At 63.4% G+C, this 24,965-nt stretch carries 28 protein-coding genes and 1 riboswitch; of the genes, 12 read left to right on the top strand and 16 right to left on the bottom strand.

All coding sequences use genetic code 11. The features are described from left to right. Nucleotides 1-102: 102 nt before the first annotated feature. The 4 genes from RX331_RS07815 to RX331_RS07800 all read right to left on the bottom strand — a co-directional run bounded on the left by RX331_RS07815 (nucleotide 103) and on the right by RX331_RS07800 (nucleotide 1,970). A complete protein-coding gene (locus tag RX331_RS07815) occupies nucleotides 103-318 on the bottom strand; it encodes a dodecin family protein (protein ID WP_283032590.1) in 216 nt (71 codons plus the stop codon). A 201-nt stretch (nucleotides 319-519) separates the two neighbouring features. Next, entirely contained in the window at nucleotides 520-1,068 is a 549-nt protein-coding gene (locus RX331_RS07810; RefSeq protein WP_317256027.1) for a PRC-barrel domain-containing protein, read from the bottom strand. 95 nt (nucleotides 1,069-1,163) lie between these two features. After that, nucleotides 1,164-1,541 (bottom strand): PRC-barrel domain-containing protein, encoded by a 378-nt coding sequence (locus RX331_RS07805; RefSeq protein WP_283032588.1) that lies wholly within the window; start codon nucleotides 1,539-1,541, stop codon nucleotides 1,164-1,166. 234 nt (nucleotides 1,542-1,775) lie between these two features. Next, the gene (locus RX331_RS07800; RefSeq protein ID WP_317256026.1) at nucleotides 1,776-1,970 is read right to left on the bottom strand and encodes a hypothetical protein; all 195 of its coding nucleotides are present in this window, start codon (nucleotides 1,968-1,970) and stop codon (nucleotides 1,776-1,778) included. Nucleotides 1,971-2,329: 359 nt separating this feature from the next. Between RX331_RS07800 and RX331_RS07795 the strand changes: the two genes are divergently transcribed. The 10 genes from RX331_RS07795 (at nucleotide 2,330) to RX331_RS07750 (ending at nucleotide 11,410) form a co-directional block, all read left to right on the top strand. Next, complete coding sequence (locus RX331_RS07795; protein ID WP_317256025.1) at nucleotides 2,330-2,848, top strand: transglycosylase SLT domain-containing protein; 519 nt, start codon at nucleotides 2,330-2,332, stop codon at nucleotides 2,846-2,848. A 184-nt stretch (nucleotides 2,849-3,032) separates the two neighbouring features. Continuing rightward, a riboswitch (TPP riboswitch) is annotated at nucleotides 3,033-3,176 on the top strand. Then, on the top strand, nucleotides 3,164-4,177 hold the full coding sequence (locus RX331_RS07790; RefSeq protein WP_317256024.1) for an FAD-dependent oxidoreductase: 1,014 nt from the start codon (nucleotides 3,164-3,166) through the stop codon (nucleotides 4,175-4,177). (Overlaps the previous riboswitch by 13 nt.) Then, nucleotides 4,168-4,365: a sulfur carrier protein ThiS gene (gene thiS / locus RX331_RS07785; protein WP_317256023.1), complete on the top strand. Its 198-nt coding sequence runs from the start codon at nucleotides 4,168-4,170 to the stop codon at nucleotides 4,363-4,365. The genes RX331_RS07790 and thiS overlap by 10 nt, the downstream gene beginning before the upstream one ends. A 320-nt stretch (nucleotides 4,366-4,685) precedes the next feature. Then, nucleotides 4,686-5,468, top strand: a complete 783-nt coding sequence (locus RX331_RS07780) for a thiazole synthase (protein ID WP_317256022.1) — start codon at nucleotides 4,686-4,688, stop codon at nucleotides 5,466-5,468. Continuing rightward, the gene (locus RX331_RS07775) at nucleotides 5,455-6,063 is read left to right on the top strand and encodes a thiamine phosphate synthase (RefSeq protein ID WP_317256021.1); all 609 of its coding nucleotides are present in this window, start codon (nucleotides 5,455-5,457) and stop codon (nucleotides 6,061-6,063) included. The genes RX331_RS07780 and RX331_RS07775 overlap by 14 nt, the downstream gene beginning before the upstream one ends. A 211-nt stretch (nucleotides 6,064-6,274) precedes the next feature. Beyond that, complete coding sequence (gene thiC / locus RX331_RS07770; protein ID WP_317256020.1) at nucleotides 6,275-8,173, top strand: phosphomethylpyrimidine synthase ThiC; 1,899 nt, start codon at nucleotides 6,275-6,277, stop codon at nucleotides 8,171-8,173. A gap of 383 nt (nucleotides 8,174-8,556) precedes the next feature. After that, nucleotides 8,557-8,790 carry a helix-turn-helix domain-containing protein gene (locus RX331_RS07765; RefSeq protein ID WP_317258055.1) on the top strand — a complete coding sequence of 78 codons (234 nt, stop codon included), beginning with the start codon at nucleotides 8,557-8,559 and terminating at the stop codon, nucleotides 8,788-8,790. Between the two features lie 26 nt (nucleotides 8,791-8,816). Next, nucleotides 8,817-9,131: a hypothetical protein gene (locus RX331_RS07760; protein WP_317256019.1), complete on the top strand. Its 315-nt coding sequence runs from the start codon at nucleotides 8,817-8,819 to the stop codon at nucleotides 9,129-9,131. 239 nt (nucleotides 9,132-9,370) lie between these two features. Further along, nucleotides 9,371-10,024: an SPFH domain-containing protein gene (locus tag RX331_RS07755; RefSeq protein ID WP_317256018.1), complete on the top strand. Its 654-nt coding sequence runs from the start codon at nucleotides 9,371-9,373 to the stop codon at nucleotides 10,022-10,024. Between the two features lie 285 nt (nucleotides 10,025-10,309). Next, complete coding sequence (locus RX331_RS07750; protein WP_317256017.1) at nucleotides 10,310-11,410, top strand: alkene reductase; 1,101 nt, start codon at nucleotides 10,310-10,312, stop codon at nucleotides 11,408-11,410. Between the two features lie 229 nt (nucleotides 11,411-11,639). Here the strand turns inward: RX331_RS07750 and RX331_RS07745 are convergent, their stop codons facing one another. The 9 genes from RX331_RS07745 to RX331_RS07705 all read right to left on the bottom strand — a co-directional run bounded on the left by RX331_RS07745 (nucleotide 11,640) and on the right by RX331_RS07705 (nucleotide 20,930). Continuing rightward, nucleotides 11,640-13,382, bottom strand: a complete 1,743-nt coding sequence (locus tag RX331_RS07745) for an ABC transporter substrate-binding protein (protein ID WP_317258054.1) — start codon at nucleotides 13,380-13,382, stop codon at nucleotides 11,640-11,642. Between the two features lie 127 nt (nucleotides 13,383-13,509). Next, nucleotides 13,510-13,836 carry a DUF2160 domain-containing protein gene (locus RX331_RS07740; protein WP_317256016.1) on the bottom strand — a complete coding sequence of 109 codons (327 nt, stop codon included), beginning with the start codon at nucleotides 13,834-13,836 and terminating at the stop codon, nucleotides 13,510-13,512. Nucleotides 13,837-13,845: 9 nt separating this feature from the next. After that, on the bottom strand, nucleotides 13,846-14,652 hold the full coding sequence (locus RX331_RS07735) for a carbohydrate ABC transporter permease (protein WP_317256015.1): 807 nt from the start codon (nucleotides 14,650-14,652) through the stop codon (nucleotides 13,846-13,848). Next, nucleotides 14,652-15,554: a sugar ABC transporter permease gene (locus tag RX331_RS07730; RefSeq protein WP_317256014.1), complete on the bottom strand. Its 903-nt coding sequence runs from the start codon at nucleotides 15,552-15,554 to the stop codon at nucleotides 14,652-14,654. Before RX331_RS07730 ends, RX331_RS07735 begins: the two co-directional genes overlap by 1 nt. Then, nucleotides 15,554-16,639 (bottom strand): ABC transporter ATP-binding protein, encoded by a 1,086-nt coding sequence (locus RX331_RS07725; protein WP_317256013.1) that lies wholly within the window; start codon nucleotides 16,637-16,639, stop codon nucleotides 15,554-15,556. The genes RX331_RS07730 and RX331_RS07725 overlap by 1 nt, the downstream gene beginning before the upstream one ends. A gap of 12 nt (nucleotides 16,640-16,651) precedes the next feature. After that, a complete protein-coding gene (locus RX331_RS07720; protein WP_317256012.1) occupies nucleotides 16,652-17,782 on the bottom strand; it encodes an ABC transporter ATP-binding protein in 1,131 nt (376 codons plus the stop codon). Next, nucleotides 17,779-19,323 (bottom strand): glycerol-3-phosphate dehydrogenase, encoded by a 1,545-nt coding sequence (glpD, locus tag RX331_RS07715; protein WP_317256011.1) that lies wholly within the window; start codon nucleotides 19,321-19,323, stop codon nucleotides 17,779-17,781. Before glpD ends, RX331_RS07720 begins: the two co-directional genes overlap by 4 nt. Nucleotides 19,324-19,526: 203 nt before the next feature. After that, the gene (locus tag RX331_RS07710; RefSeq protein ID WP_410708258.1) at nucleotides 19,527-19,910 is read right to left on the bottom strand and encodes a RidA family protein; all 384 of its coding nucleotides are present in this window, start codon (nucleotides 19,908-19,910) and stop codon (nucleotides 19,527-19,529) included. A 189-nt stretch (nucleotides 19,911-20,099) separates the two neighbouring features. After that, nucleotides 20,100-20,930 carry a DeoR/GlpR family DNA-binding transcription regulator gene (locus RX331_RS07705; RefSeq protein ID WP_317256009.1) on the bottom strand — a complete coding sequence of 277 codons (831 nt, stop codon included), beginning with the start codon at nucleotides 20,928-20,930 and terminating at the stop codon, nucleotides 20,100-20,102. A gap of 251 nt (nucleotides 20,931-21,181) precedes the next feature. On the opposite strand from RX331_RS07705, the gene RX331_RS07700 reads away from it, so the two are divergent. After that, nucleotides 21,182-21,634, top strand: coding sequence for a nuclear transport factor 2 family protein (locus RX331_RS07700; protein WP_317256008.1), 453 nt, complete (start codon nucleotides 21,182-21,184; stop codon nucleotides 21,632-21,634). 40 nt (nucleotides 21,635-21,674) lie between these two features. On the opposite strand, the gene RX331_RS07695 is transcribed toward RX331_RS07700, so the two are convergent. After that, nucleotides 21,675-21,863, bottom strand: coding sequence for a hypothetical protein (locus tag RX331_RS07695; RefSeq protein WP_317258053.1), 189 nt, complete (start codon nucleotides 21,861-21,863; stop codon nucleotides 21,675-21,677). A 142-nt stretch (nucleotides 21,864-22,005) separates the two neighbouring features. Here RX331_RS07695 and RX331_RS07690 point away from each other — a divergent pair, with 142 nt between their 5' ends. After that, the gene (locus RX331_RS07690) at nucleotides 22,006-22,440 is read left to right on the top strand and encodes a glycine zipper domain-containing protein (protein WP_317256007.1); all 435 of its coding nucleotides are present in this window, start codon (nucleotides 22,006-22,008) and stop codon (nucleotides 22,438-22,440) included. Nucleotides 22,441-22,444: 4 nt separating this feature from the next. Here the strand turns inward: RX331_RS07690 and RX331_RS07685 are convergent, their stop codons facing one another. Then, on the bottom strand, nucleotides 22,445-22,873 hold the full coding sequence (locus tag RX331_RS07685; RefSeq protein ID WP_317256006.1) for an acyl-CoA thioesterase: 429 nt from the start codon (nucleotides 22,871-22,873) through the stop codon (nucleotides 22,445-22,447). After that, the gene (locus tag RX331_RS07680; RefSeq protein ID WP_317256005.1) at nucleotides 22,870-24,963 is read right to left on the bottom strand and encodes a 3-hydroxyacyl-CoA dehydrogenase NAD-binding domain-containing protein; all 2,094 of its coding nucleotides are present in this window, start codon (nucleotides 24,961-24,963) and stop codon (nucleotides 22,870-22,872) included. Before RX331_RS07680 ends, RX331_RS07685 begins: the two co-directional genes overlap by 4 nt. Nucleotides 24,964-24,965: the final 2 nt, after the last annotated feature.

Genomic DNA, 24,965 nt, shown 5'->3' with positions numbered 1-24,965 from the left:
AGCGAAGCAATCCATCTATCCCCGCAGGGAAAGGTGGATTGCTTCGTCGCTTCGCTCCTCGCAATGACGGCTTGAATACCTACCTACGCACCCCAACCGCCGCTACGAACCCTCGAACTTGAACGACAGGCTGAGCTTGGCACGGTAGGCTTCGACCTTGCCGCTGCCGTCGAGTTGCAGGTCGAGCTTGACGACCTCCGCGACGCGCAGATCGCGCAAGGATTCTCCCGCGCGGCTGACCGCGCCGGCGGCGGCCTTCTCCCAGGATTCCGAGCTGGTGCCGATCACCTCGATAACCTTGTAGACGCTGTCAGCCATGTCGTCCTCCCGTTGATGCAGGGGTTGCAAGGGTTCAAGGCAGGAGGCAGGTGCTCCTGCCGCGCGCAACCTAACATCGCGACCGGCGCGCTGATAGGATGCGCTGCATCATTGCGCGGATCAGCCTCCCCAAAAGGAAAGGCCGGGCGGCCTCATGCCGTCCGGCCATTTCGAGAAAGCTCGACCTGAAGACGGTCAGCCTCAGTCCGTCGAGTACTTGAACTCCGGCATCGCCTTCAGTTGATCCTTGGTCGCACTGAACATGGCGTGATCCGGATACCAGGGGTTCTTCTTGGTGGCAGGCGCCGCCGGTGCGGTCGCAGCACCCGTCGTGGTCGTGCTCGTGCCAGTCGCAGGCCGTGCGCCGCCGGTCGCCGGCTGGGTCGAGGCACCGGTATAGGCAACGGGCTCATCGACGAACTTCACCTTGTCCATCGGCACGGCAACCAGATGCTCACCGACGCCGAGGAAGCCGCCGACGCCGATCACCACGGCTTTGATGTTGCCGCTCTTGTCGGTCAAGAGATCGTTGATCGATCCGAGGCTTTCGTTGCTGTCGTTGTACACGTTGAGGCCGACCAGCTTCGAGGTCCGCCAGTTACCCTTGAATGACGTATCGGACGCTGTCGCAGTGGTGGCGCGATCCGTATTGGCCGACGACGGGCTTTGCGCCGACGGACTTTGCGCGAACGCGACACTCGCCAGCATCGCGGAAGCCGCTAGGCCGGCCACGGCATATTTGGTCAACATATGGGTTCTCCTCAGTTCAGAAACACATTGAGAAAACCCGGCACTTCAACAAGTGTTCCGCGAGTTCCGCAGGGAACCCCCGCTCCGCGGTGCGGTCAGAAGCCGCCCCAGTAAGGCGGCATGCCGTAATAGCGATGCAGTTCGGCTTCCTTTGCGCGATCGCCCCAGTCGAAATCCTTGTCGGCGCGGAACGACGGTGCGCGCTTCAGCTCTTCATCGCCGATGTCGAGCTCATACGCCTCAAACTTCGTGCTGTAGCGCAGCCGTCCCCACGGCAGCGGAATCAGGTTGGCGCCGATGCCGAGAAACCCGCCAAAACTCAGGATTGCATAGGAAACCTTGCCGGTGACCTTATCGATCATCAACCGTTCGATGTGGCCAATCATGTCCCCGTTCGGCCGGCGCACCGCGGTCCCCTCGACACGGTCGCTCGCGATCAGCGGATGGGGCTTGGCCATGACCTCTGCTGCCATTGGTCCCTCCACACGTGAATGGGAACCAACGCTGCACTGCGTCACCTGTTCCATCATAGGAAATAAGACAACCATTCTTCCCTTTCAGGAAGAATCGTTGCAGGTCGCCAGCTTCGCAAAGCGGTCAGAGGAAAGTGTCAGCTCTAATGTCGACCAACGCGCGCGCTGCTGCTCGCGCACGGCCAGGTCGTTTGCAGGTCGGGCTGATCGCTTGCGTAGCTTTAGATCATCGCGTCAGGCGGCGAGCGCGTCGGGATCGGCTTCCTCGTAGATCGCGATCGCTTCGAAGCGATAATCGCAGGCGCGGCAGAACCACAGGAACGACGTGCGACCCTGGCTGCTCTCGACCCAGTCGGGTCTTGGAATCGGTTTGCCGCACTGTGCACAGGGAACGCCGCGAGGCAGATAGCTGGAGTCGAGTCGAGCCATTACGCATCTCCCTAGACCTCGGACGTCGTCAACTTCGAACGTCGTTGCGACGTCTCGCTGCTTGCTATGCTTTTGAATGAGACAGGTTTACTGTCAAAATGAACGCTTTAAGTCGCGGAAATCTTCTTTACACCTTGACTGCGACTTTTGCACGACATTCCTGCGCGTCCGCATGACGCAGATTCGCGTCTGCCGACGCGATGCATCGCACGCACAATTTCAGCGCGGCATTCGTTAACACACCCGCGCAGGGCAGCTCTTCGCCGCGATGTCGTCCGGTTTTTGCCACATCTTGGCCCGCTGGTGGAACTAACCGCAGGAACCTATCGTTCACGCGTCCATCCGCCGAGATCGTTTTTATGAAAAGTTTTGAAAAATTCGTCTGGCTCGCCGCCGGCGCCGCGCTGTTCGTCTCATCCGGCGCAAACGCTCAAAGCCGCGCGCAATATGAAAGCATGGTGGCAACCCATGCGCAGGCCAACAATGTGCCGGAAGCCCTGGTACACCGCGTGATCGTGCGCGAGAGCAAGTATCACGCTGGCCTCGTCGGCCGCGGCGGCACCATCGGCTTGATGCAGATCAAGCTGCCGACCGCGCGCGGCCTCGGCTACACCGGCGACGCCGCAGGCTTACGTGACCCCAACACCAATCTCGCCTGGGGCATCAAATATCTCGCCGGCGCCTATCGCGCGGCCAATGGCGATCACGGCCGCGCCATGCGTTATTATGCGAGCGGGTATTATTACGCCGCAAAGCGCCAGCGGCAGGACAAGCTGCAGGATAAGCCGATGCAGCTCGCGCCGGCGCTGGCGAGCGGTGCGCCGCCGAAGATCGTCGCCGCGCCGGCCGACGCCAACGCGCTGCAGACGGCGAAATAACTAATCCCATGTCCCGGACGCGGTGCGGCGCGAAGTGCCGCTCCGCAGAGCCGGGACCCATTATCGGCCTCCTGGGCCCCGGCTCTGCAGCGCATCGCTGCGCGCCGCGCTGCGTCCGGAGCACGAATGCAGTGCAGTTCCCCGCCCACCCGCGTTGACACGCCGACCTATCTGCCTACATTAGCCCTGTTCCGAGGGGTGCTCCGATGAGGAGCTGAGATACCGCACGCTTGGGCAATCGCCTTGAGAGGGTGAAAGCTGAGACCGCGGTGACCCTTTGAACCTGATCCGGGTCATGCCGGCGAAGGGACAGGGATGTACCAGAAGTCAGACTCGAGGGGGGATTCCCCCGTTTCCATCATCGGCGCGGGCATTGCCGGCGCTTGGCAGGCGCTATTGTTCGCCGAGGCCGGCCACGCCGTCACGCTGTACGAGCGCAGTGACGCCGAGATGACGCTCTCCACCAGCCATTGGGCCGGCGGCATGCTGGCGCCGTATTGCGAAGCCGAGACTTCCGAGCCGGTCATTGGCCGATTGGGGGTGCGCTCCCTCGATCTCTGGCGCGCGCATTTTCCCAAAACCCCGTTCAACGGCTCGCTCGTCGTCGCGCACGCCCGCGACCGCGCCGATTTCGAACGCTTTGCGAAGCTCACCACCGGCCACACCCGGCTCGATGCGCGGGCGTTGAGCGATCTCGAACCCTCGCTCGAGGGGCGTTTCCGTGACGCCCTGTTCTATGCCGAGGAGGCCCACGTCGAGCCGCGCAAGGTGCTGCCCGAGCTGCACGCGCGAATCAAGGCCGCCGGCGGCACCATCAAGTTCGACTGCGACACGCGCGCGGAGGATCTCGAAGGCATCGTAATCGACTGCCGCGGCCTTTCGGCGCGTGACGAGCAAGGCGAGCTGCGCGGCGTCAAGGGCGAGATGATCATCATCGAGACCGCGGAGGTCGAGCTGGCGCGCCCGGTGCGGCTGATCCATCCGCGCTGGCCGCTCTATGTGATCCCGCGCGGCGATGGCAAGTTCATGCTGGGCGCGACCTCGATCGAGGCCGAGGATACCGGCGTTAGCGTCCGCTCGGCGCTGGAGCTATTGGGCGCCGCCTATGCCGTGCATCCGGCCTTTGCCGAGGCGCGCATCGTCGAGTTCGGCTCCGGCCTTCGCCCCGCCTTCCCCGATAATTTGCCGCGCATCACGATTGGCAAGAACAGGATCGCCGTGAATGGCCTTTACCGCCACGGCTTCCTGCTGGCACCGGCGCTAGCCGAACTGACGCTCGCCTACGTGGAGCGCGGCGCGATCGACAATGAGGTGATGCGATGCGTGTGACTGTCAACGGCGAAGCACGGGATATCACTGCGAAGCGCGTCGACGCGCTGCTCACCGAGCTCGACTACGAGGGCACGCATTTCGCGATCGCGCTGAATTACGACGTCGTGCCGAAAAGCCGCTGGGCCGAGACGGCGCTGAAGGCCGGCGACGAGATCGAGATCATCACGCCGCGGCAGGGGGGGTGATGGATGATATCTGGCGCCGCCTCTCTCCATACGTCGTCCCCGCGAAAGCGGGGACCCATAACCACCGGCCTTCGTTTGGAAGGACGGTGTCTGCCACGGTGCCACAAGAGAAATCACGCGGTATGGGTCCCTGCCTTCGCAGGGACGACGGCGTGGGGCAATCCTGCGCCTCACACTCCGCTGTCATCGCCCGGCTTGACCGGGCGACCCAGTACGCCGCGGCTTCTCGGCTTGAACTCCAACGCCCCGGCGTACTGGATCCCCGCCTTCGCGGGGATGACGAGTTGTGATTGGGACGACGAGAAGGGAACATAACCGCAATGCTGAACTTCTACGGCAAGACCTTCTCCTCCCGCCTCTTGATCGGCACGGCGCTCTACCCCTCGCCGGCGATCATGCAGAACGCGATCCGCGCGTCGGGGGCTGGCATCGTCACGGTATCGCTGCGGCGCGAGGCGGCCGGCGGCAAGACCGGGGATGCATTCTGGTCGCTGATCCGCGAGCTCGGCGTCACCGTGCTGCCGAACACCGCGGGCTGCCGCAGCGTGCGCGAGGCGGTGACGACGGCCAAGCTGGCGCGTGAGCTGTTCTCCACGCCATGGATCAAGCTGGAGGTGATCGCCGACAACGACACGCTGCAGCCTGATGTCGTCGGCCTGGTCGAAGCCGCGTCCATCCTGATCAAGGACGGCTTTGAGGTGTTCCCCTATTGCACCGAGGATCTCTCGGTTGCGATGCGGCTGGTCGATGCAGGCTGCAAGGTGGTGATGCCGTGGGCCGCACCAATAGGAAGTGCAAAGGGCATCACCAACCGCGACGCGCTAAAGCTGATGCGCGAGCGCCTGCCCGATATCACGCTGGTGGTCGACGCCGGCCTGGGGGCGCCCTCGCATGCCGCCCACGCGCTCGAACTCGGCTACGACGCTGTGCTGCTCAACACCGCGGTGGCCAAAGCCGCCGATCCCGTCGCGATGGCCAAGGCCTTCCGCCTCGGCGTCGAAGCCGGCCGCACCGCTTACGAGTCCGGCCTGATGGAAGCCCGCGACTTCGCCTCGCCCTCAACCCCTGTGATCGGGACCCCGTTCTGGCATGCCGTATCCTGATAGATTTTACCCCGTGGTCGACAGTGTTGCCTGGGTGACGCGGCTAGCCAAGCTCGGCGCCGGCACCATCCAGTTGCGCGCCAAGGACCTCGACGACGCCGGGGCGCTGCAGATCGTCACCGACGCGCTCGAGGCCATCAAGGGCACCGACGCAAAACTCGTGGTCAATGATTACTGGCGCGCGGCAATCGTCGCCGGCGCCAAGCACCTGCATCTCGGCCAGGAAGACCTCGTTGGCGCCGACCTCGCTGAAATTCGCAAAGCCGGATTGAGCCTCGGCATTTCCACCCATGACGACGAGGAGCTCGCCACCGCGCTCGCCGCCAAACCTGATTACATCGCGCTCGGCCCGATCTTCCCGACCACGCTGAAGGCGATGCGCTTCGCCCCGCAAGGCATCGCAAAGATCACCGAGTGGAAGAAGCGCATCGGCGAAATTCCGCTGGTTGCGATCGGCGGCATCAAGTTCGAGCAGTCGGCCGAAATCTACGCCGCCGGCGCCGATTCCATCGCCGTTGTCAGCGATGTCACCCAGAACGCCGACCCCGACGCCCGGGTGCGGCAGTGGCTGGGCCGATGCGCGGAGGCGGCGTGATGCGATCTACTCGAACCCTTTTGCCATTCATTCCGCCGTCATCGCCCGGCCTTGTGCGCACTTGCGCACTGGGACCGGGCGATCCAGTACGCCGAGGCCTCTCCGTATCCCATCACCGCCTCTGGAATACTGGATCCCCGCCTTCGCGGGGATGACAGTGGTGACCGCTTCTCGCCCGCCGACGCCAACGAATTAGAACAAGGAGGATTCCATGAACATTCGCTCCAATCCCGACACCACGCTCCCCGCCGTCACCACCGGCCCCCTCGCCTCCTCGCGAAAGATCTTTGCGACACCCGACGCCGCGCCCGATCTGCGCGTGCCCTTGCGCGAGATCATCCTCTCCGAAGCCGCCGGTGAGCCGAACTTGCCGGTCTACGACACCTCCGGCCCCTACACCGACCCCAGCGTCACCATCGACGTCAACGCCGGCCTGCCGCGTAGCCGCATGGCCTGGGTCAAGGAGCGCGGCGGCGTCGAGGAATATGAGGGCCGCGCCATCAAGCCGGAGGATAACGGCAATGTCGGCGCCTCGCACGCCGCAAAAGCCTTCACCGCGCATCACAAGCCGATCCGCGGCCTCGATGGCCACAAGATCACCCAGCTCGAATTCGCCCGCGCCGGCATCATCACCAAGGAGATGATCTACGTCGCCGAGCGCGAGAATCTTGGACGGAAGGCACAGCTTGAGCGCGCCGAAGCCGCGCTGGCCGACGGCGAGAGCTTCGGCGCGTCGGTGCCCGCCTTCATCACGCCGGAGTTCGTGCGCAGCGAAATCGCGCGCGGCCGCGCCATCATCCCCTGCAACATCAACCACGCCGAGCTCGAGCCGATGATCATCGGCCGCAACTTCCTCACCAAGATCAACGCCAATATCGGCAACTCCGCTGTTACTTCCTCCGTGGAAGAGGAAGTCGACAAGATGGTGTGGGCGATCCGCTGGGGCGCGGACACTGTGATGGATCTCTCCACGGGCCGCAACATCCACACCACGCGCGAATGGATTTTGCGCAACTCGCCGGTGCCGATCGGCACCGTTCCGATCTACCAGGCGCTGGAGAAGTGCGAAGGCGATCCCGTCAAGCTGACCTGGGAGCTCTACAAGGACACGCTGATCGAGCAGTGCGAACAGGGCGTCGACTATTTCACGATCCATGCCGGCGTGCGCCTGCCCTACATTCACCTCACCGCAAACCGCGTCACCGGCATCGTGTCGCGCGGCGGCTCGATCATGGCGAAGTGGTGCCTGGCGCATCACAAGGAGAGCTTCCTGTACACCCATTTCGACGAGATCTGCGATCTCATGCGCAAGTATGACGTCTCGTTCTCGCTCGGTGACGGCCTGCGCCCCGGCTCGATCGCGGATGCCAACGACCGCGCGCAGTTCGCGGAACTGGAGACGCTCGGCGAGCTGACGAAGATCGCGTGGGACAAGGGCTGCCAGGTGATGATCGAAGGCCCCGGCCACGTGCCGATGCACAAGATCAAGATCAACATGGACAAGCAGCTCAGGGAATGCGGCGAAGCCCCGTTCTATACGCTCGGGCCGCTGACGACGGACATCGCGCCGGGCTACGATCACATCACCTCAGGCATCGGCGCCGCCATGATCGGCTGGTTCGGCTGCGCCATGCTCTGCTACGTCACGCCGAAGGAGCATCTCGGCCTGCCCGACCGCAACGACGTGAAGACCGGCGTCATCACCTACAAGATCGCCGCCCATGCCTCCGATCTCGCCAAGGGGCATCCGGCCGCGCAACTGCGCGACGACGCGCTCTCCCGCGCCCGCTTCGACTTCCGCTGGACCGACCAGTTCAACCTCGGCCTCGATCCGGACACGGCCAAGAACTTCCACGACGAGACGCTGCCGAAGGAAGCCCACAAGGTCGCGCATTTCTGCTCCATGTGTGGTCCAAAATTTTGCTCGATGAAGATCACACAGGACGTGCGCGATTACGCGGCGACGCTGAACGATCCGGCTGGAGTGGGCATGTCGGTGAGCGGCACCATCGAAGATGGGATGGCGGCGATGTCACAAAAGTTCAAGGAGATGGGCGGCAGCGTGTATCTGGATGCAGAGAAGGTTAAGGAGAGCAATCGGGTGTTGTGAGACCAGAGCGCGCACCCACCAGGCGACAGGCCGGGCGCTGAAGCGCCCGGCCTTTTTGTTTGCGGCAGTCGGCAATAGCTCGAAGAGCGAGTGCGGAATCGTGATTCGCTTTCTTCTCATTCACCTACGACTGGCTGCGAGGGGGCTGCGCGAGCTTCGATCCGCCTGCTGGACGACATATATCTATAGGTGTGACATCTCACTGACAAAACTTTTCCGTGCTTATTAACCTCCCGTTAACCATTCGCAGCCACGCTCTCCTGTGGCTGGGGGAATTGTGATTCCTGATGTTTCTGCTCTGCGTTCCGGAGCAGGCGTCGATCGGGAGGTGTAGAATGCCCCGCGAGTATAGCGACCAATACCTTGGCGTGGATTGTGTTCCCATGCCGGAGATTCCACCGTCGGTTTCTCAGACACCGTCACCCCATGAAATCATACCGATGCTGATCGGCTCGACAGTCGAGGCGATCGAGCGCGAGCTCGTGCTGCAGACGCTCGCGCGCTGCCACGGCAACCGCACGCATGCCGCGCGCGTGCTCGGGCTTTCGGTGCGCACAATGCGCAACAAAATCCGGCAGTACGGGAGCGATGGGACCGACATTCCCGCTCAAAACTAGCGGGCGAGCGCGACTTGCACTGTTCGATGGTTGACGGCACCTGCGGTGCCGCTGATTTGGTTACGCGCAAGCGCAAATGCTGGGCAGCGGTTGCGGCAAACTGGCGCGACGGCAAATCAGGCGAAGCACGTCGCGAGATCGGAAAGTCACACTCCGTTGTCATCGTCCGCCTTGTGGGCAATTGCGCACTGGGGCGGACGATCCAGTACTCAGAGACTGCAGTGATTGAACCGAAAAGCCGCGGCGTACTGGATCCTCGCTGGAGCCTGTCATCGGGCGCGCATTCGCGCGACCCGGTGGCGGGGATGACAACCGAATGTTGCATCGTGATCCGCGGGTGAGGTGGAGAAGCCAAGGCTTCCGATGGACCATCATAGGCACTGGCTATGTTCCTCCAATCCGGCGTCACGATGCGCCTATTTGGAATTCAAATAACGAAGTCACACTCCAAGTATTTTTTTGTTCACACGTTCTACTTGAGCGTGGGCTGACTTATTTTCGACGCACGAAACACCAAGAAATGAGAGCTGAGATCGCGGCGCTGCAACAAAGATAAAGTCCGTGGCGGGGAAGAAATAACGTGGGTGAACTTCTGGGGTCGATAGCCTTCGCTTTGATCGTCATTGCCGTGATCGCCGGCGCGTGGGCCTCGATTTCGACGCTGCTGCGAAAAGGCATGATGGCGCTGGTCGGGTTCGACCGCATCAGCGTTCACGAGTTCGAGACCCTGCTGCTGTACCGCAACGGCCGCTTCGAAAAGGCCCTCGGCCCCGGCCGCCACCGCATCCCGGCCGGCGGCCGGCAGCTGGCGCGGATCGACATGCGGCCCGAGGTGTTCAAGTTCACCCAAGGCACCGTCTCCGCCGACCGCTTCGCCCTCAACCTCGTCTATGTCGTGCGCACTCAGATCGTCGATCCGCGCGCCTCGTTCGAGAGCACGCAGAACTACCGCAACGAAGTCTGCATGCGCCTGCAATCGGTGGTGAAGGCGATGTGCAGCCGCAAGTCGCGGCTCGATATCCAGATGGACCACCAGACCTTCGGCAACAACGTCCAGAAGGCCGCCAGCCAGGTGTTTCGCTCGATCGGCTGCGAATGCCTGACGTTCGAGCTGATGCAGGTGGATGTCGTCGGGCTGGCGGCCGAGCTGGACAACCGGCGCATGGAAGCGGCGGCTCAGGCGCAAGGCGAAAGAGGCGCCACGGGCGAGCGAGGCACGTTCGCGGCGATGTGATCGCCCCTGGCGCGCCGGCCGATCGATCGCGCCGGCGACCCGTCAATTGGGCACGCGGAGCGGCTTCGGCTGTCCGTGTACCGAATCGGAGGCGGCTCATGCTGCCCCGCGCCTGATGTCGAACGGATCATCCTCCGCCGGACTGCCTGGGCGCACGTGCCACTTGCCCCAAGGCCAGGCCCGCGCGCAGCTCGTCTGCACAGGCCGAATGGCTGCCGGCATTGCGCAATCTTCCGCAATATCCAACTGTTCCCTTACCAATCATTGACCCGGACCCTTTCAGACATGAGCCAGACCAAACTGTTCGAGCCCTTCAAGCTCGGCCCGATCACCCTGCCGAACCGCCTCGTGATGGCGCCGTTGACCCGCAACCGCGCGGTGCCTCCCGACATGGTGCCGAGCCCGCTCGCGGTCGACTATTACGGCCAGCGCGCCTCCGCCGGACTCTTGATCACTGAAGCCAGCCAGGTCTCGCAGCAGGGCCAGGGCTATCAGGATACGCCCGGCATCTATTCGAAGGAGCAGGTCGAAGCCTGGCGCAAAATCACCGACCGCGTGCATGAAAAAGGCGGCCGCATCTTCATCCAGATCTGGCATGTCGGCCGCGTCTCGCACACCTCGCTGCAGCCGGGCGGCGGCAAGCCGGTGGCGCCGTCGGCGATCCGCGCCAAGGGCAAGACCTTCGTGAACGGCACCTTCACCGATATTTCCGAGCCGCGCGCGCTGGAGCTGTCGGAAATTCCGGACATCATCGACGACTTCAAGCGCGGCACCGAGAATGCGCTCGCCGCCGGTTTCGACGGCGTCGAAATCCACGGCGCCAACGGCTATCTGCTCGACCAGTTCGCCAAGGACGGCACCAACAAGCGCACCGACGCTTACGGCGGCGGAATCGAGAACCGCGCCAAGCTGATGCTCGAAGTCTCGAAGGCGGTGGCTGGGGTGGCCGGAGCCGATCGCACCGGCATCCGCATCTCGCCGGTGACGCCGGCCAACGACGTCTCCGATTCCAATCCGCAGCCGCTGTTCGATCACATTGTCGACGGCCTCAGCGCACTGAAGCTGAGCTATCTCCACGTCGTCGAGGGCGCCACCGGCGGCCCGCGCGACAACGCGCCGTTCGACTATGCGTCCTTGCGCAAGCGGTTCGGCGGCGCCTATGTCGCCAACAACGGCTACGACTTCGATCTCGCGACAAAAGTGCTGCAGGCCGGCGCGGCTGATCTGATCGCATTCGGAAAGCCGTTCATCTCCAATCCGGATCTCGTCGAGCGGTTGAAGAAGGGTGTGGCATTGAACGAGTGGGACAAGGCGACGTTCTACGGCGGCGGCGCCAAGGGATACACGGATTACCCAACGCTGGAAGCTGCGCAGGCGGCGGAGTGAAGCGCACTGTGCGCTCCCTCGCCCCGCTCTTCGTGGGGAGAGGGTTGGGGTGACGGGCTACCTCCGCAAGCTCTGAACGACGTGAGACCTGTGCCCCCTCACCCGGCGCTATGCGCCGACCTCTCCCCGCAAGCGGGGCGAGGTAAGAAAGAAAAAGGCCGGGATCGCTCCCGGCCTTCGTGTTCTCCGGCCGCATGCCCCGCCGGGGCGGGACGACGACGCCGGGGGCTTACTTCGCCTCGGCGCGCTTGGGCGGCGTGGCGGGCCACGACTTCACCAGCGTGTCGTAGTCGACGGTCTCGCCCTTCGGCTTCTCGTTCGCCAGCTTGCGCGCCGGCGCGATGTTGCCGTCCTTGGCAGATTTGGCGAACCAGAACTCGGCCGTCTCTTTCTTGTTCAGCTTCGGCCCGCACTCTTTCTGCACGCCGGACTTCTCAAGACGCTCGAGCACCGAGTCCTGCGCTGCGGCCAGCGCATCCATCGCCTGCTGCGGCGTCTTCGCACCGGACGACGCATCGCCGATGTTCTGCCACCACAATTGCGCCAGCTTCGGATAGTCGGGCACGTTGTTGCCGGTCGGGGTCCACTGCACGCGCGCGGGCGAGCGGTAGAACTCGATCAGGCCGCCGAGCTTCGGCGCACGCTCGGTGAAGGACTTGTCCCAGATGTCGGATTCACGCACGAAGGTGAGGCCGACATGGCTCTTCTTCAGAGACACCGTCTTGGAGTTGATGAACTGCAGATAGAGCCAGGCCGCCTTGCGGCGATCGGGCGGGGTCGACTTCAGAAGCGTCGCGGAGCCGGCGTCCTGGTAGCCGAGCTTCATGCCCTCTTTCCAGTACGAGCCGTGCGGCGACGGCGCCATGCGCCATTTCGGCGTACCGTCTGCGTTCACGACCGCGATGCCGGGCTTCACCATGTCGGCGGTGAAGGCGGTGTACCAGAAGATCTGCTGGGCGATGTTGCCTTGCGCCGGCACCGGGCCTGCTTCGGAGAAGGTCATGCCCTGCGCCTGCGGCGGGGCATACTTCTTCAGCCATTCGAGATATTTGGTGATGGCATACACCGCGGCCGGACCGTTGGTGTCGCCGCCGCGCTCGACCGAGGAGCCGACCGGACGGCAGCCTTCCATGCGGATGCCCCATTCGTCGACCGGCAGGCCGTTCGGGATGCCCTTGTCGCCGTTGCCGGCCATCGACAGCCAGGCGTCGGTGAACCGCCAGCCGAGCGAGGGATCCTTCTTGCCATAGTCCATGTGGCCATAGACCTTGACACCGTTGATCTCCTTGATGTCGTTGGTGAAGAACTCGGCGATGTCTTCATAGGCCGACCAGTTCACGGGAACGCCGAGCTCATAGCCGTACTTGGCCTTGAACTTGGCCTTGTATTCCGGATTGGAGAACCAGTCGTAGCGGAACCAGTAGAGGTTCGCGAACTGCTGATCGGGAAGCTGATAGAGCTTCTTGTCCGGTCCGGTCGTGAACGACTTGCCGATGAAATCGTCGACGTCGAGCTGCGGGTTGGTGACATCCTTGCCCTCGCCGGTCATGTAGTCCGACAGGATCACGGTCTGACCGTAGCGGAAGTGGGTCCCGATCAGGTCGGAGTCATTGATCCAGCCGTCGTAGACGTTCTTGCCGGACTGCATCTGGGTCTGCAGCTTTTCGACGACGTCGCCTTCCTGGATCAGGTCATGCTTGACCTTGATGCCGGTGATCTCGGTGAAGGCCTTCGCGAGCGTGCGCGATTCATATTCATGCGTCGTGATCGTTTCCGACACGACGTTGATTTCCATGCCCTTGAAGGGAGCGGCGGCCTTTTCGAACCACTGCAGCTCTTTCAGCTGGTCCGCCTTCGACAGCGTCGAGGGCTGGAATTCGCTGTCGATCCAGCGCTGGTTGACGGCGTCGTCCGCACGGGCGGGCACGGCAATGGTCACGGAAGCGGCGATCAGCGCGGCCGCGCTGGTCATCGTCAGGAAGCTCTCTTTGGTCAACGGACCGTTTCTCTCTCTCAAGCGTCGCATGTTGGATCCTCCGGTTGCAGCGACAAACACATTCCAGGCCCGGGTTGATCCCGGATCTGCTCTTTTTCGCTTCCTAGACGCTGCGGAAAATCGCAACGGCCGACAGAAGCGAAATCAGGGTTGCGAGCCACAGGCTCGAGATTTCAACGCCCTCCCCGATCGGCAAAGTTGCGATCGGTTCGGTGCCGACAAAGGCAATCCACAACAGATGAATGACGGCAGCGAGCACCAGCGAAATGAACAGCCGGTCGCCGCGCGTGGTCGGAATGCGCAGCACGCCGACACGCTCGGCCTCGGGATAAACGGCGGCGAGCCACGTCATCACGCCGAGCGTCAGCGCCAGCATCACGAAGAAGATCGCGGTCGGCAGCGTCCACGCCATCCATGCGATGTTTTCCATGAGAAGCCCCTACACTCTGCCGAGCGCAAAGCCGCGCGCGATGTAGTTGCGGACGAACCAGATGACGAGCGCGCCGGGGATGATGGTGAGCACGCCAGCCGCCGCAAGCAGGCCCCAGTCCATGCCGGCGGCCGAAACCGTGCGCGTCATGATCGCCGAGATCGGCTTGGCGTTGACCGACGTCAGCGTGCGCGCCAGCAACAGTTCCACCCACGAGAACATGAAGCAGAAGAACGCGGCGACCCCGATGCCGCTGGCGATCAACGGCACCAATATCTTGACGAAGAAGCGTGGGAACGAATAGCCGTCGAGGAACGCAGTCTCGTCGATCTCGCGTGGCACGCCGGAGACGAAGCCTTCGAGAATCCACACCGCCAAGGGGACATTGAAGATGCAGTGCGCCAGCGCGACCGCCCAGGGCGTATCGAACAAATTGATCGCCGAATAGAGGTTGAAGAACGGCAGCGCGAACACCGCGGCCGGCGCCATGCGGTTCGACAGCAGCCAGAAGAACAGGTGCTTGTCGCCGAGGAAGCGGTAGCGCGAGAAGCCGTACGCCGCCGGCAGCGCCACCGCGATCGAGATCACGGTGTTGATGATCACGTATTTCAGCGAGTTGATGTAGCCGGAATACCAGCTCTCGTCGGTGAAGATGCGCATGTAGTTCTCCAGCGTCGGCTGGTGCGGCCACAGCGTCATCGTGGTGACGATCTCGTTGTTGGTCTTGAAGCTCATATTGACGAGCCAGTAGATCGGCAACAGCAGGAAGATCAGGAACAGCGAGATGATGAGGCGGCGTCCGGGAATCGAATGCATCAGGCGCCTCCCTGCTTGACCGGCCGCTCGGCGCCGGCATTGGTCATCACGGTGTAGAACACCCAGCAGACGATCAGGATGATCAGATTGTAGACCAGCGACAGCGCCGCGGCCTTGCCGAGGTCGAACTGGCCGAGCGCGATCTTGACCAGCTCGATCGAAACGAAGGTGGTGGAGTTGCCGGGCCCGCCGCCGGTGACGACGAACGGCTCGGTGTAGATCATGAAACTGTCCATGAAGCGCAGCAGCACCGCGATCAGCAGCACGCGGTTCATCTTCGGCAGCTGGATCGCCTTGAACACCGCCCAGCGCGAGGCGCCGTCGATCTGCGCTGCCTGGTAATAGGCATCGGGAATGGACTTCAGCCCGGCATAGCAGAGCAGCGCAACGAGGCTGGTCCAGTGCCAGACATCCATCACGATCACGGTCGCCCAGGCGTCGAACTCGTTGGAGACGTAGTTGTAGTCAAAGCCGAGGCTGTTGAGCGTATAGCCGAGCAGGCCGATGTCGGGCCGGCCAAAGATCTGCCAGATCGTTCCGACCACGTTCCACGGAATCAAGAGCGGCAGCGCCAGGATGACGAGACAGGCGGCGACGGTCCACCCCTCGCGCGGCATCGACAGCGCCACGACGATGCCGAGCGGCACCTCGATCGCGAGGATGATCGCGGAGAACAGCAAGTTGCGGCCGAGCGAAGCGAGGAATCGACCGCCGAGATCGGTCGTGGGATCGAGCAGCTCCTTGAACCAGCCGACGCCATTCCAGAAGAACTGGTTGTTGCCGAACGTGTCCTGCATCGAATAGTTCACCACCGTCATCAGCGGCAGGATCGCGGAGAACGCGACCACCGCGAACACCGGCAGCACCAGGAACCAGGCCTTTTGGTTGACGGTCTTGTCCATCAGGCAACCCCCTCGACCAGGCAGCTGTCGGCATAGACGTGAACATGCGCGGGATCGAACACGAGCCCGACCGTATTGTCGGGCACCGAAAATCCCGGCGGCACGCGCGCGGCAAATTTGGCGTCGCCGACGCGAACGCGGGCGAAACGGGCGCGCCCGAGATCATCGATCCGCTCGATGCTGGCCGACAGCAGTCCCGATGCCGGCGCCGCGACATTGACGAATTCCGGCCGTACGCCGACTTCGATCTTCGCCCCTGCCGGCAGCACACCGTAATTGCGATGCAGGCCGATGACATGGCCGTCGATGCGCGCCTCGTGCCCGCTCACGGCAGCCGGCACGATGTTCATGCCGGGCGAACCGATGAAATAGCCGACGAAGGTATGCGCGGGCTTCTCGAACAGTTCGGCCGGCGTGCCACTCTGCACCACGCGGCCGTCATGCATCACGACGACGGTGTCGGCGAAAGTCAGCGCCTCGGTCTGGTCGTGGGTGACGTAGATCATCGTGAGATCGAGTTCGCGGTGCAGCGCCTTCAACTTCGAGCGTAGCTGCCACTTCAACTCGGGATCGATCACCGTCAGAGGCTCGTCGAACAGCACGGCGGCGACGTCGGAGCGGACGAGGCCGCGGCCGAGCGAAATCTTCTGCTTGGCATCGGCGGTCAACCGCGTCGCCTTGCGGTCGAGATAGAATGTGAGGTCGAGTAGATCAGCGATCTGCCTCACCCGCGCCTCGACCTCGGCCTTCGGCACGCCGCGGTTCTGCAGCGGGAATGCGAGGTTTTGTCCGACCGTCATGGTGTCGTAGATCACCGGAAACTGGAACACCTGCGCGATATTGCGCTTCTGGGTCGACAGCGGTGTGATGTCGGCGCCGTCGAACAGGATCTTGCCGCGCGAGGGCGTGACGATCCCGGAAATCAGGTTCAGCAGCGTGGTCTTGCCGCAGCCGGATGGACCAAGCAGCGCGTAGGCGCCGCCCTGCCGCCAGGTCATGGTGACCGGCTTCAACGCAAAGGATTCCGGCGGCGCGTCATTGCCGCTGTAGGAGTGCGCGAGATCGACGAGATCAATGCGGGCCATATCGCATCTCCCTCAGGCGCAGGATTTCTTTGCTTCGAACGAAGCGCGATGCGCTTCGCTCGAAAGCGCTTTGCCTGGTGCTGCAACCAGGCGGTCGGCGGCGTCGAACACGAAAACATTGTCGGGATCGAGCACGGCGTCGAGCGTCTGGCCGGGCTCGTATTCATGCACACCCTGCAGCACCGCGACCCAGTTGGAACCGTCGCGGGTGAGATGCACAAAGCTTTCCGAGCCGGTAATCTCGGTCACCGTGACGGTGGCATGAAACGCGTGACGCCCGGCGATGCCGCTCGCGACTTCAAGCTGATGGGCGCGGAAGCCGACGCGATAGGGGCCGTCGGCGAGCGACGCATAGAGCCCGGAGGCCGGCGCCTTGATGCCGCCAGCATAGGCGACCTGCCCGTTCTTCTTCTCGATACCAACGATATTGAGCGGCGGATCGGAAAATACCTGCGCCACCCGCAACGTATCGGGCTGGCGATAGACTCGCGACGTGTTGCCGGCCTGAAGCACCTGCCCTTCCCACATGCATACCGTGTCGCCGCCGAGCAGCAGGGCTTCCGAAGGCTCGGTGGTCGCATAGACGAAGATCGCGCCCGAGGCTTCGAAGATGCGCGGCAGTTCGGCGCGGAGTTCCTCGCGCAGCTTGTAATCGAGATTGGCCAGCGGCTCGTCGAGCAGCACGAGGTCGGCGCCCTTGACCAGCGCGCGGGCGATCGCGGTGCGCTGCTGCTGGCCGCCGGAAAGCTGCAGCGGGGTGCGCTTCAGATACGGCTCGAGCCGCAGAAGTCTTGCGGCCTCCTGAACGCGATGCTCGATCTCCTCGCGCGGCCGGCCCTGCACGCGAAGCGGCGAGGCGATGTTCTCATAGACCGTCAGCGCGGGATAATTGATGAACTGCTGATAGACCATCGCGACCGAGCGCTGCCGCACGTCGGCTCCGGTAACGTCCCTGCCATCGACCAGTACGCGGCCGGTCGCTGGCTTGTCGAGCCCGGCGAGCAGCCGCATGATCGAGGTCTTGCCGGAAAGCGTCGGCCCGAGCAGCACGCTCAGCGTGCCCCGTTCGAGCGTCAGCGAGACATCGCGAATGGTCGGGATGCCGTCGACGGTTCGCGTGACATGTTCGAGCGTGACGCTCATGGCCGTCCTCCTGCTTCACGCAAGGGACGTTCACCGGAGGCGCTATGGGCTTTGATCCATTCGTCGAGCGCGGCGATCTCATCCGCCGTGAGCCGCAAGCCGAGCTTGGATCGTCGCCACACCACGTCCTCAGCGGTGCAGGCCCATTCGTTCGACATCAGGTACCGGACCTCGCTCTCGGTCAGGCTAGCGCCAAACGACTGGCCCAGATCGTCAGATGATTTTGCATTGCCGAGCAATTTTGTCGCACGCGTGCCATAGGCGCGCGCCAGCCGGCCGGCATGCGCCGGGCTCAGGAAGGGATAGTTCCGCGTCAACTCGGCCGTCAACGCGGCCACCGCGGAGACATCCATGTCGCCGCCGGGCAGCGGCGCCTTGCCGGTCCAGCCTTCTTTCTCTTTCGCGCTGCGCAGATAGGGCGCCAGCCGTTCCAGCGCCTCTTCCGATAGGCGACGATAGGTCGTGATCTTGCCGCCATAGATCGACAAGAGCGGCGCGCCGCCGGGCGTATCGAGTTCGAACACGTAGTCGCGTGTCGCGGCCTTGGCCTCGCTGGCGCCATCGTCATAGAGCGGCCGCACGCCGGAATAGGTCCAAACGACGTCCTTGGGCAGCACCGGCTTTTTCAGGTACTCGCTGGCGGAGGCGCAGAGATATTGGATCTCCTCATCGGAGGCCTTCACCTTGGCCGGGTCGCCGTCGTAATCGCGATCGGTGGTGCCGATCAGCGTGAAGTCGTCCTGATAGGGAATAACGAAGATGATGCGGCCGTCGGCGTTCTGAAACATGTAGGCGCGGTCGTGCTCATAGAGCTTGCGCACCACGATGTGCGAGCCCTGGACCAGCCGCACCTTGGCGCGCGCATTGACGCCCGAACCTGCCGACAGCACCTGCTCGACCCAGGGACCGCCGGCATTGACCAGAGCACGGGCCTTTATGGCGGTGCGGGCACCACTGATCGTGTTCTCGACGGTGACGTGCCAGATGCCGCCCACCTGCCTGATTTCGACCGCGCGCGAGCGGGTCTGGATTTCGGCGCCGCGATCGGCGGCATCGCGCGCGGTCAGCACAACGAGCCGCGCATCATCGACGAAGCAGTCGGAATATTCGAAACCGCGCGTGTAGCGGTTGGCGATCAGGGGCTTGCCCACCTCGTCATGGACCAGGTCGACGGAGCGCGTCGGCGGCAGCAGGTGCCGGCCGCCAATATGGTCGTACAGGAACAGCCCCAGCCTGAGCAGCCACGCCGGTCGCAAGCCCGAATGGTGTGGCAAAACGAAACGCAGCGGCCGGATGATATGGGGGGCGATCTGCCAGAGGACTTCGCGCTCGATCAGCGCCTCGCGGACCAGCCGAAACTCATAATATTCGAGATAGCGCAGCCCGCCATGCACCAGTTTCGTCGACCAGGACGACGTTCCACTGGCCAAGTCATTCATCTCACAGAGGAAAACGGAATTCCCCCGGCCCGCCGCATCGCGCGCGATGCCGCAGCCATTGATGCCGCCTCCGATGATGGCGAGGTCGAATACCCTATCCAACGAAACGCATCCCCCGGCGATCGCCTCTTCATTTCGGCGACTTCGCTTTCGAGTGGGAGTTAAACACAACGAAAAACGAAAGCAAGTCGAAAGCGAAACGAAAGTGGAGATCCGGCTGAACCGATCCTTTGGACATATCAGGAGCAGTTATAGTTGCAATGAACAGAACTGCAACCACTGAGCGGAATGCTTGCCGTGATGTTCTAGCCTGCGGCCACCGCCTCGATTTCGAGAAGCCACGCCTCGTCAAAAATTCCGGCAATGACAACCGTCAGCGCCGTTTTCCGGTCACCAAGAACTTCATTCCGCACGGCGCGATTAATGGTCGTGTAGCCGCGATCCGCAAGATACGTCCGATGCATGACAAGATTATCAAGCGTCATGCTGGCCGCCTTGAGCTGCGCCTCGATATTGCTCCAGGCCAGCCTGCACTGCGCTTCAAAATCCTGGGGCACGGTGCCGTCGGCGGCGACCGGAATCTGGCCGCTGATGAAAAGCATCCGTGTGTGGCCACTGACTTCGAGCGCCTGGCTGTAGCCGGTCGTCGGCACCAGGGCGGTTTCGGCATTGATGCGCCGGATCTGCATCTGGCTCTCCTTTTCTTGAGGGATCACCTCGTGCATCGCCGCGCCACTCCTGTGCAAACCATTTTTCCTGCAGCATCGCGTTAGATTTTCTATTGCAAGCGCGGCAGGCCGTCCGTGATCGACGCGCTCGAACGCTGCTGGCGTGCGAACACCGCGGACAGAGATGTTGGCGTTTCTGCGAAGCGCGCGCTACTTCAGCCGCACCACGGTCGTGGCCGGCTCGCCGCCGGGATCATCGATATCGGCCGGCGGCTTCTCCATCGCCTCGACGATCTCGATGCCTCGATGGTGGCAGATATTGGCAAGCCCTGCCGGCAGCGGCGCATCGGTGACAAAGGTCTGGATCTGGCTGAGATGGGCGATGCGCACCGGCGCGCTGCGCCGGAGTTTTGTCGAGTCCGCAACCAGCATGACGCTGCGCGCGTTGGCGATGATCGCCTGCGCGGCCTGCACCTCGCGATAGTCGAAGTCGAGCAGCGCGCCCTCCTCGTCGATCGCGGATGCGCCGATGATAGCGTAGTCGACCTTGAACTGGCCGATCAGGCTGATCGCGGTGGAGCCGATCACGGCGCCGTCGGCGCGGCGCACCGCACCGCCGGCCACGATCACTTCGATGCGTGGGTGCCGGTAGAGTAGCATCGCGACGTTCAGATTGTTGGTGATGACGAGCAGGTCCTCATGTGAGGTCAGCGCGCTCGCGACCTCCTCCGTCGTGGTGCCGATATTGATGAACAGCGAGCAGCCGTTCGGAATCCTTTGTGCCGCCGCCAGGCCGATCGCCCGCTTCTCCTCCGCCGCCACGAAACGCCGCGCCTCATAGGCGAGATTTTCCACACCGGAGGCGATGATGGCGCCGCCGTGGATGCGGGTCAGCGAGCGCTGGTCGCAGAGGTCGTTGAGATCCTTGCGGATGGTCTGCGCCGAAACCTCGAAACGCTTGGCGAGGTCCTCCACCATCACCCGGCCAAAGGCGCGGGCGATATTGAGGATTTCAGTCTGACGGTGAGACAGTCCGGCCACGGCTGGCACCCTTGCGATAGACTTGGGGCACAAAGTTGCCTTTATGGTGCGGCTGATTAGGGTTGCGGTCAACGAGGGAGATCGGCCACCAGGACCGACAAAGGGGCGAAACGACGAATCCTGGTTAAAGTGGCCGCGCCCGAGCCGTTCGCCCCGGAAAGCCGTTAACCGCACCGCGCCGAAGGCCCCTCGACAGGGCAATGGGTGGCTGCAACACTGTCATCACAACCAGAAACGGAATGGAGGAAACCATGAACATCGATCGCCGTCAGCTCGCCTTGCCCGCACTCGCGCTTGGCCTCGCCCTGGGGCTCACGAGCGTCCCCGCTTTCGCCGGCGCGGACGAAGACGCCGTCGCGAAGAATGTCGAAGCCTTCCGTACCGCGCAGGCGGCCGGCAATGCCGAGGGGCTCGCCTCGCTCTTGGCCGACGATCTGAGCTACAGCCACTCGAACGCGAAGATCGACACCAAGGCGTCGCTGCTCGACGGCGTTGCCAAGGCCAACTACAAATGGACGTCGCTCGACTACAAGGATCCGACGATCAAGGTCGTCGGCCCGGCCGCCATCGTCCGCTTCACCTTCGTCGGCGAGCAGGAGTTCACTGATGGCAAGAAGACGCCGCAGAATTTGCACATCCTGATGAACTGGCAGAAGCAGGGCAACGACTGGAAGCTGTTGTCGCGGGCGGCCACCAAGCTGTGACATCACGACAACCGGCCGTAAGGGCATCAGGCGCTGGCGGTCATGCCGCCAGCGTCATCCCGCTGAGGAGCTGTCTGGCGGCTCGCTCGGCCTCGCGTGCATTGCGAAATATCTGCCCTTCGAGGCGGTTGAAACGGTGCGAGGCGGCGAAAAACCGGTAGCCGCCCTCCGAGCGCACGATGATCCCGGCCGGCTGCGAGCCGACTTCGATAATGTAGGTGTCCGACATGGCCCAGCCTTTGATTTCTTCCGGACCTACAACGGGTTGCACCGCAAATCGTTCCATGCTTCGACCGTTGCGCCGCACATCCAACCTATGTCAAAGCTGGTTCCGGAATACGGCGAATCGCTCAAATGGCTGGAGAACTGACATGATGTCGAAATTCGCGCTCTCGATGCTGGTCGCCCTTGCGGTTTGCGCACCGCTCCAGGAGGCGGCGGCGCAGGAAAGCACCCTCGGGGGCGCGCTGTTCGGCGGCGCCGCGGGCGCGATTGTCGGCGGTGCACTGGGCGGTGGCCGCGGGGCCGCGATCGGCGCAATCGTCGGCGCGGGCACTGGGGCTGCGATCGGCGCTCAAGGCGAGCCCCGACCGGGCGGCTATCGCTGGTATCAGGGCGGTTGCTATGTCGAACAGCCCGGCGGCTGGGCGGCGGTTTCCCCACGCTATTGCGGCGTCCAGGCGCAATATGCCCCTCCGCCGCCGCGCTACTATGACGACACGCCGCGCTGCATGCGCTCGCCGAGCTACGACCCGCGCCGCGGCACGTTCATCGGCCGCGACGGTTACGAGCATCCCTGCCCCTGATATCTCAGGTCTTGATCACGCCGTCCGGGGTCACCGGCTGCGGACGGCCGTTATCGTCGATCGAAACGTAGGTGAAATTGCCGTCGGTCACCAGGATCGACTGCAACTCCTTGCGACGCACCACCCAGGCTTCGAGATGGACTGTTATCGAGGTGCGCCCGACCCGCACCAGGTTGGCGTAAACAGACACGAGATCGCCGACATAGACCGCCTTTCGAAAATTCATCGCCTCGATCGCGACCGTCACGGTGCGCGACTTGGCGATCTTGGAAGCGAACACGCCGCCGCCGATATCCATCTGGCTCAAAAGCCAGCCGCCGAAGATGTCGCCGTTGGCGTTGGTGTCGGCCGGCATGGCCAGCGTGCGGATACAGAGGTCTCCCCGCGGTTCGGTCTCGGTCGAAACCGGCGCATGCACGTGCGTTTCGCTCACTTGAAAGTCTCCCAGCCGGCATCGGGCGTGAAGCGGCCGCCGAATTTGTCGGTCAGCGCATCCAGTGTCGAGACGACGTTGTCCACGCCGCGGGTGCGCGCATAGTTGAGCGGACCGCCGCGGAACGGCGCATAGCCGGTGCCGAAGATCATGGCGCCATCGACCACGTCGGCGTTGTCGACGATGCCCTCGCGCAGACAGGCGACGCAGACATTCGACATCGGCAGGATCAACCGGTCGATCATTTCCGCCGACGGCTCCGAGATCGCCGACATGCCTGAGGTGTCGGCCTTGCCGTCCTTCCAGGTATAAAAGCCCTTGCCGGTCTTGCGGCCAAGCTCGCCCTTGGCAACCTTGTCGCGCAACCAGGCCGGTGTCGATGGCAGCGCATTGCCGAATTTCGAGCGCAGCATGTCGCCGACGTCGAGGCAGATATCGAGGCCGACCTGATCGGCCAGTTCGATCGGGCCCACCGGCATGCCGAATTTTTTCGCGGCGGCGTCGATGACGGTCTTGTCGATCTTTTCGTCAAGCATCATCATCGCTTCCAGCATGTACGGCGTCAGCGCGCGATTGACGAGGAAGCCGGGCGAGGATTTTACCGGCAGCGGCAGGCGGTCGATGGCACCGACGAAGGCCAGCGCCTGCTTCAGGAGCTCGCTGTCGGTTCCGTCATGGCTGACAACCTCGACGAGCTGCAGCCGTGAGACCGGGTTGAAGAAATGCAAGCCGAGCAGCCGCTCCGGCTTTGCGAGCGTAGTGCGCAAATCCTGCAGCGGAATGCTTGAGGTGTTGGTGGCGAGGATCGCGCCGGGCTTCATCTTCGGCTCGAGCAAGGCATAGACCTTCTGCTTCAGCTCCAGCTTTTCCGGCACCGCCTCGATGATGAGATCGGCGTTCCGGACGCCTTCGGCCTGCATGTCAGGCATCAACCGGTCGAGTGCGTCGCGCACCGACGTGCGCTTGCGCAGGATCTTGCCATAGAGGTCGGCGGCGCGCTTGATCGCGCCGGCGATCGGCTCCGGCTTCATGTCGGCTAGCGTCACCCGCAAATCCTGGCCGGCGCACCAGGCGGCGATGTCGCCGCCCATCGCGCCCGCGCCGATGACGTGAATGTGCTCGATCTTGTTGCCGCTACCGGCGAGCTTCTTCATTTGCTCGCGCAGGAAGAACACGCGGATCAGGTTCTGCGCGGTCGGCGTCACCATCAGCCGCGCGAACGACGCCTTCTCGGCGCTCAGCATCGCGCGACGATCGCCGCCATGCTTTTCCCAGAGATCGATCAGGGCGTAAGGCGCGGGATAATTCGCTTCCGGTGCAGCCTTCGCCGCCTCGCTCCGCATCCGGCTCGCGAGAAAACTCCTGACCGGACCGAGACTCATGATGTTGTTGAGCAGCCCGGGCCGCGCACGCTGGAGCCGGCCGGACAGGGCATCCTTGACCGCACCCTGCACGTGGCGCTCTTGCGTCACGGCGTCGACCAGCCCGAGCGACTTTGCCCGGCGCGCATCGATGGTCTTGCCGGTCAGCATCAGCGGCATCGCCTGCATCGGATTGACCAGTTGCGTAAAGCGCACGGTGCCGCCGAGGCCGGGATGCAGGCCGAGCATCACCTCGGGGAAGCCAAACCGCGCATCCTCGATCGCGATCCGCATCTGGCAGGCCAATGCCACCTCCAGGCCGCCGCCGAGACAAAAGCCGTGGATCACGGCCACGCTCGGCACCCGCAAGCCCTCGAGGCGGTCGATCACCACATGGGCGCGGCCGATCTCGGTCTCCACCGCCGCCACATCGGTCGCGCCGCGAAAAGCGTTGACGTCGGCGCCGGCAATGAAGCCGGATCGTTTGGCGGAGCGGATCACGAGACCCGTCGGGCGCTGGCTTTCCAGCTCCGCCAGCACCTTGTCGAGCTCTTCGATCAGGTCGGCCGACAGCGTGTTGGCGCTGGTGCCCTCGCGGTCGAACAACAGCCAGGCGACGCCGTCGGCATCGCGGGTCAGCTTGAAATTCCTGTACGGACCATTGGCATCCGGCGTCGGCCCGCGTTCGAGCACGCGGTCGCCAAGAAGGTTCATGATCTGGCTATCCATGC

The organism is Bradyrhizobium sp. BWA-3-5, assembly GCF_032917985.1.
In the GTDB taxonomy this organism is placed as follows: Bacteria; Pseudomonadota; Alphaproteobacteria; order Rhizobiales; family Xanthobacteraceae; genus Bradyrhizobium.
This window is presented reverse-complemented; position numbering and strand designations above follow the sequence as displayed.

What these genes read in the sequence shown, in the direction of transcription:
- RX331_RS07710 (WP_410708258.1), bottom strand. Translation starts at nt 19,910, where the DNA reads ATGCAGATCCGGCGCATCAATGCCGAAACCGCCCTGGTGCCGACGACC.
- RX331_RS07735 (WP_317256015.1), bottom strand. Translation starts at nt 14,652, where the DNA reads ATGCATTCGATTCCCGGACGCCGCCTCATCATCTCGCTGTTCCTGATC.
- RX331_RS07815 (WP_283032590.1), bottom strand. Translation starts at nt 318, where the DNA reads ATGGCTGACAGCGTCTACAAGGTTATCGAGGTGATCGGCACCAGCTCG.
- RX331_RS07790 (WP_317256024.1), top strand. Translation starts at nt 3,164, where the DNA reads ATGTACCAGAAGTCAGACTCGAGGGGGGATTCCCCCGTTTCCATCATC.
- RX331_RS07690 (WP_317256007.1), top strand. Translation starts at nt 22,006, where the DNA reads ATGATGTCGAAATTCGCGCTCTCGATGCTGGTCGCCCTTGCGGTTTGC.
- RX331_RS07750 (WP_317256017.1), top strand. Translation starts at nt 10,310, where the DNA reads ATGAGCCAGACCAAACTGTTCGAGCCCTTCAAGCTCGGCCCGATCACC.
- RX331_RS07765 (WP_317258055.1), top strand. Translation starts at nt 8,557, where the DNA reads ATGCCGGAGATTCCACCGTCGGTTTCTCAGACACCGTCACCCCATGAA.
- RX331_RS07805 (WP_283032588.1), bottom strand. Translation starts at nt 1,541, where the DNA reads ATGGCAGCAGAGGTCATGGCCAAGCCCCATCCGCTGATCGCGAGCGAC.
- RX331_RS07695 (WP_317258053.1), bottom strand. Translation starts at nt 21,863, where the DNA reads ATGTCGGACACCTACATTATCGAAGTCGGCTCGCAGCCGGCCGGGATC.
- RX331_RS07775 (WP_317256021.1), top strand. Translation starts at nt 5,455, where the DNA reads ATGCCGTATCCTGATAGATTTTACCCCGTGGTCGACAGTGTTGCCTGG.
- RX331_RS07760 (WP_317256019.1), top strand. Translation starts at nt 8,817, where the DNA reads ATGGTTGACGGCACCTGCGGTGCCGCTGATTTGGTTACGCGCAAGCGC.
- RX331_RS07730 (WP_317256014.1), bottom strand. Translation starts at nt 15,554, where the DNA reads ATGGACAAGACCGTCAACCAAAAGGCCTGGTTCCTGGTGCTGCCGGTG.
- RX331_RS07795 (WP_317256025.1), top strand. Translation starts at nt 2,330, where the DNA reads ATGAAAAGTTTTGAAAAATTCGTCTGGCTCGCCGCCGGCGCCGCGCTG.
- RX331_RS07800 (WP_317256026.1), bottom strand. Translation starts at nt 1,970, where the DNA reads ATGGCTCGACTCGACTCCAGCTATCTGCCTCGCGGCGTTCCCTGTGCA.
- thiS (WP_317256023.1), top strand. Translation starts at nt 4,168, where the DNA reads ATGCGTGTGACTGTCAACGGCGAAGCACGGGATATCACTGCGAAGCGC.
- RX331_RS07700 (WP_317256008.1), top strand. Translation starts at nt 21,182, where the DNA reads ATGAACATCGATCGCCGTCAGCTCGCCTTGCCCGCACTCGCGCTTGGC.
- thiC (WP_317256020.1), top strand. Translation starts at nt 6,275, where the DNA reads ATGAACATTCGCTCCAATCCCGACACCACGCTCCCCGCCGTCACCACC.
- RX331_RS07780 (WP_317256022.1), top strand. Translation starts at nt 4,686, where the DNA reads ATGCTGAACTTCTACGGCAAGACCTTCTCCTCCCGCCTCTTGATCGGC.
- RX331_RS07720 (WP_317256012.1), bottom strand. Translation starts at nt 17,782, where the DNA reads ATGAGCGTCACGCTCGAACATGTCACGCGAACCGTCGACGGCATCCCG.
- RX331_RS07740 (WP_317256016.1), bottom strand. Translation starts at nt 13,836, where the DNA reads ATGGAAAACATCGCATGGATGGCGTGGACGCTGCCGACCGCGATCTTC.
- RX331_RS07680 (WP_317256005.1), bottom strand. Translation starts at nt 24,963, where the DNA reads ATGGATAGCCAGATCATGAACCTTCTTGGCGACCGCGTGCTCGAACGC.
- RX331_RS07810 (WP_317256027.1), bottom strand. Translation starts at nt 1,068, where the DNA reads ATGTTGACCAAATATGCCGTGGCCGGCCTAGCGGCTTCCGCGATGCTG.
- RX331_RS07725 (WP_317256013.1), bottom strand. Translation starts at nt 16,639, where the DNA reads ATGGCCCGCATTGATCTCGTCGATCTCGCGCACTCCTACAGCGGCAAT.
- RX331_RS07745 (WP_317258054.1), bottom strand. Translation starts at nt 13,382, where the DNA reads ATGACCAGCGCGGCCGCGCTGATCGCCGCTTCCGTGACCATTGCCGTG.